The following is a 3,118-nucleotide window of genomic DNA, read 5'->3' on the forward strand; positions in this document are numbered from 1 at the left end:
TCCACTTGTAAAGGCAGCAGCTTTTATATTAGTGGCACATTCAGCTCCCCATCACCGAGTAGTTTCAATGGACCATCATTGGTGGTGACCACACCTGTCTCCAACAATGATTCCAAAGTTACCTCAGTATTGGCGGGAAGTGAGGCCAACTTACCTACGTTGATTGTAGTGTAATGTTTGGGGTTAATGACCGTAAAGTGTTTTAACTTGGGGATACGGCGATATAAGGGCATCTGACCCCCTTCAAAACCAGGTCTTGTCCCTCGACCTGAACGGGATTTTTGACCACGCATTCCAAAACCGCAGCTAGCCCCTTGACCAGCGGCAATGCCACGACCTACACGGCGTCGGCGCTTTTTGGAGCCTTTTTTTGGGACTGCATCATTGATTCTCATCGATCGTTTTTTGTAAGGGTGAAAATGTTTTTTTTAAGATTGACGGCTGACGCTAAACCGTCAACCTTGAGCATATTACTTTTATTTCTAGCTACCTGGTTTTTAATTTATGCATAGATTTGTTCAAGGGGAATGTCTCGTTCTTGAGCCACCTCTGAAAATGTGCGTAGGGAATCAAGAGAGTTGATTGCTGCTCTAGCATTATTGAGGGGGTTATTGGAACCAAGCTGTTTAGCTAAGACATTTTTAACTCCAGCTAACTCAAGTACTGTGCGCACAGCACCCCCAGCAATTACCCCAGTTCCGGGAGCAGCAGGTCGCATGATTACTTTGGCTCCCACCGCCCTACCTCTAGATGGGTGAGGAATGGAATTAGTTTTGGTTAAGGGTACATCAATGAGTTGCTTTTTGGCATCAGCAACTCCTTTACGGACAGCACCAATTACATCACTGGCTTTGCCTACACCAACCCCCACTTGACCTTTTTCATTACCTACAACTACGATGGCCCGGAAGCTCAACTTTTTGCCCCCTTTGACCACCTTACTAACGCGGCGGATTTGGATAACCCGCTCTTGCCAATTACTTTCTTTTTCTTTAGAGCGGTTGTTTTTTCTACGATTTGCCATAGTTCGCTAGAAATTAAATCATGATAGTAAGTATTCAAAGATTAGCTAATTTATAGTTGCTAATTTTTAACTGTTAATTTCAATTTTCAGTTGTTAATTGTCAATTAGCATTTACTAAAAATCTAGCCCTGCTTCACGAGCAGCTTCTGCTAAAGCTTTGACACGACCATGATATAGGTAGCCCCCACGGTCAAAGACCACTTTCTTGAGACCTTTTTCTAGTGCTCGCTGGGCCACCAACTGACCCACTTTAGCTGAGGCTTCACAAGTGGCTCCAGATTTGAGTTCAGATCTCAGAGCTGGTTCTAACGTTGAAGCTGCCACTATGGTATGTTGCTGATTGTCATCGATAACTTGCACATAAATGTGCTCATTAGAGCGAAATACAGCTAATCTTGGGCGTTCAGCAGTACCACTGACTTTCCGGCGTACCCGCCTATGTCTGTGTCGTATAGATTCTTTTCGAGTAAGTTTCATAGTTTACTTCTTACCTGCTTTACCAGCTTTACGTCTGACTATTTCACCGGCATATCGAATGCCTTTACCTTTATAGACTTCTGGGGGTCGAACTGCACGAATTTTTGCAGCTGTGTTGCCTACAACTTCTTTGTTGATGCCACTGACAATCACGTTGGTGTTGTTTTCAACTTTGACTTGAATCCCCTCAGGAGGAACGATCTCCACTGGCTTGCTGTAACCAACGTTTAAAATCAGATTACGACCCTGCACTTGAGCTCGATAACCGACTCCCTGAATGTCCAAACGTTTTTCAAACCCTTTGGAGACTCCCTCAATCATGTTGGCAACCAAAGTGCGAGACAAACCATGACTTTCACGGGCGGTTCGGGTTTCTTCGCGCCGGGAAACCTGTACAGTTTCACCAACTTGCTCAGCTTTAATTGTATCTGGCAAAACCCAATCCAGTTCACCTTTGGAACCTTTGACCTTCACCTGTTGACCGTCTATTGTTACAGTAACTTTACTGGGAATTGGTATAGGGCGCTTGCCAATACGTGACATAAAATTATCCTCCTAACTAAAGAAGTATGAAATATAAAGTATGAAGTATGAAGTATGAAGTATGTCATGAATTGGTTAATCAGCTAATCCGATCAATCCTAGGTTGGCCCAAGGACCGTTTGGCATATACTGAGCTGATTATTGCTCGAACTGATGCTCTAATCTACAGGGGCTTCCAGCTGATAGCTGGCAAGCCTAGATTTTTAAGTAGCGAGTCAGCTGACGGCTCTTAGTAGATCCTTCATCCTTCATGCTTCATCCTTTACCATACGTAACACAGAACTTCACCACCAATTCCCCGACGCCTTGCTTCCCTGTCGGTCATGATGCCATTAGAAGTAGAGATAATAGCAATCCCAATCCCTCCCAAGACTCTTGGCAGTTCTTTACGGTTGGAGTAAACTCGCAATCCAGGTTTACTCACCCGCTTCAGGGCTCTGATAATTGGTTTGCGATTGTTGCCCTTGTATTTTAGGGAAACAACTAAGTATTTTTTGACCCCTTCGCCTGCTTCCTCAAAATCAGTAATAAAGCCTTCTTCTTTGAGTACTTGGGCAATCGCCCGGGTCATTTTAGTTGATTGTACATTTGTTGTTTGATGCCGAACCAAGCAGGCATTTCTAATGCGGGTCAGCATATCTGCAATTGTGTCGTTTGCCGGCATTGTTCCTTCCTATGATTACAGGCTTATTTATCCCGGAAAGGCATTCCCATCTCTTTGAGTAAGGCGCGACCTTCTTCGTCAGTGTTGGCAGTGGTGACTATGGTAATATCCATACCACGAATCTGATCGATGCTGTCGTAGTCTACTTCTGGAAAAATGAGTTGCTCTCGCACCCCAAGAGTGTAGTTACCACGACCGTCAAAGCTTCTAGGGCTAAGACCCCGAAAGTCCCGAATTCTTGGTAGGGCTAAGTTAATTAGCCGCTCTAGAAAGGAGTACATACGCTCTGAACGGAGGGTAACCGTGACACCAACAGGCATCCCGGCACGGATTTTAAAACCCGCGATCGCTTGTTTTGCTCGTGTGACCACCGGTTTTTGACCGGTGATTATGGCAATTTCGTTTACCGA

5 protein-coding genes and 1 pseudogene are annotated in these 3,118 nt (G+C 44.8%); all 6 read right to left on the bottom strand.

All coding sequences use genetic code 11. The features are described from left to right. Positions 1-395 (bottom strand): annotated as a pseudogene (gene rplO, locus F6K20_RS31310) (50S ribosomal protein L15); the annotation flags it as partial. Positions 396-502: 107 nt separating this feature from the next. After that, positions 503-1,024: a 30S ribosomal protein S5 gene (gene rpsE / locus F6K20_RS31315; RefSeq protein ID WP_008191187.1), complete on the bottom strand. Its 522-nt coding sequence runs from the start codon at positions 1,022-1,024 to the stop codon at positions 503-505. Positions 1,025-1,138: 114 nt separating this feature from the next. Then, positions 1,139-1,501: a 50S ribosomal protein L18 gene (gene rplR / locus F6K20_RS31320; protein ID WP_008191189.1), complete on the bottom strand. Its 363-nt coding sequence runs from the start codon at positions 1,499-1,501 to the stop codon at positions 1,139-1,141. Between the two features lie 3 nt (positions 1,502-1,504). After that, positions 1,505-2,044, bottom strand: a complete 540-nt coding sequence (rplF, locus tag F6K20_RS31325; RefSeq protein WP_008191191.1) for a 50S ribosomal protein L6 — start codon at positions 2,042-2,044, stop codon at positions 1,505-1,507. 262 nt (positions 2,045-2,306) lie between these two features. After that, complete coding sequence (gene rpsH / locus F6K20_RS31330) at positions 2,307-2,708, bottom strand: 30S ribosomal protein S8 (RefSeq protein WP_008191196.1); 402 nt, start codon at positions 2,706-2,708, stop codon at positions 2,307-2,309. A 23-nt stretch (positions 2,709-2,731) separates the two neighbouring features. Next, the coding region (gene rplE / locus F6K20_RS31335) for a 50S ribosomal protein L5 (protein ID WP_287297330.1) at positions 2,732-3,118 on the bottom strand (387 nt) is incomplete at its 5' end.

The sequence above is a fragment of the Moorena sp. SIO2C4 genome, assembly GCF_010672485.1.
In the GTDB taxonomy this organism is placed as follows: domain Bacteria; phylum Cyanobacteriota; class Cyanobacteriia; order Cyanobacteriales; family Coleofasciculaceae; genus Moorena; species Moorena producens.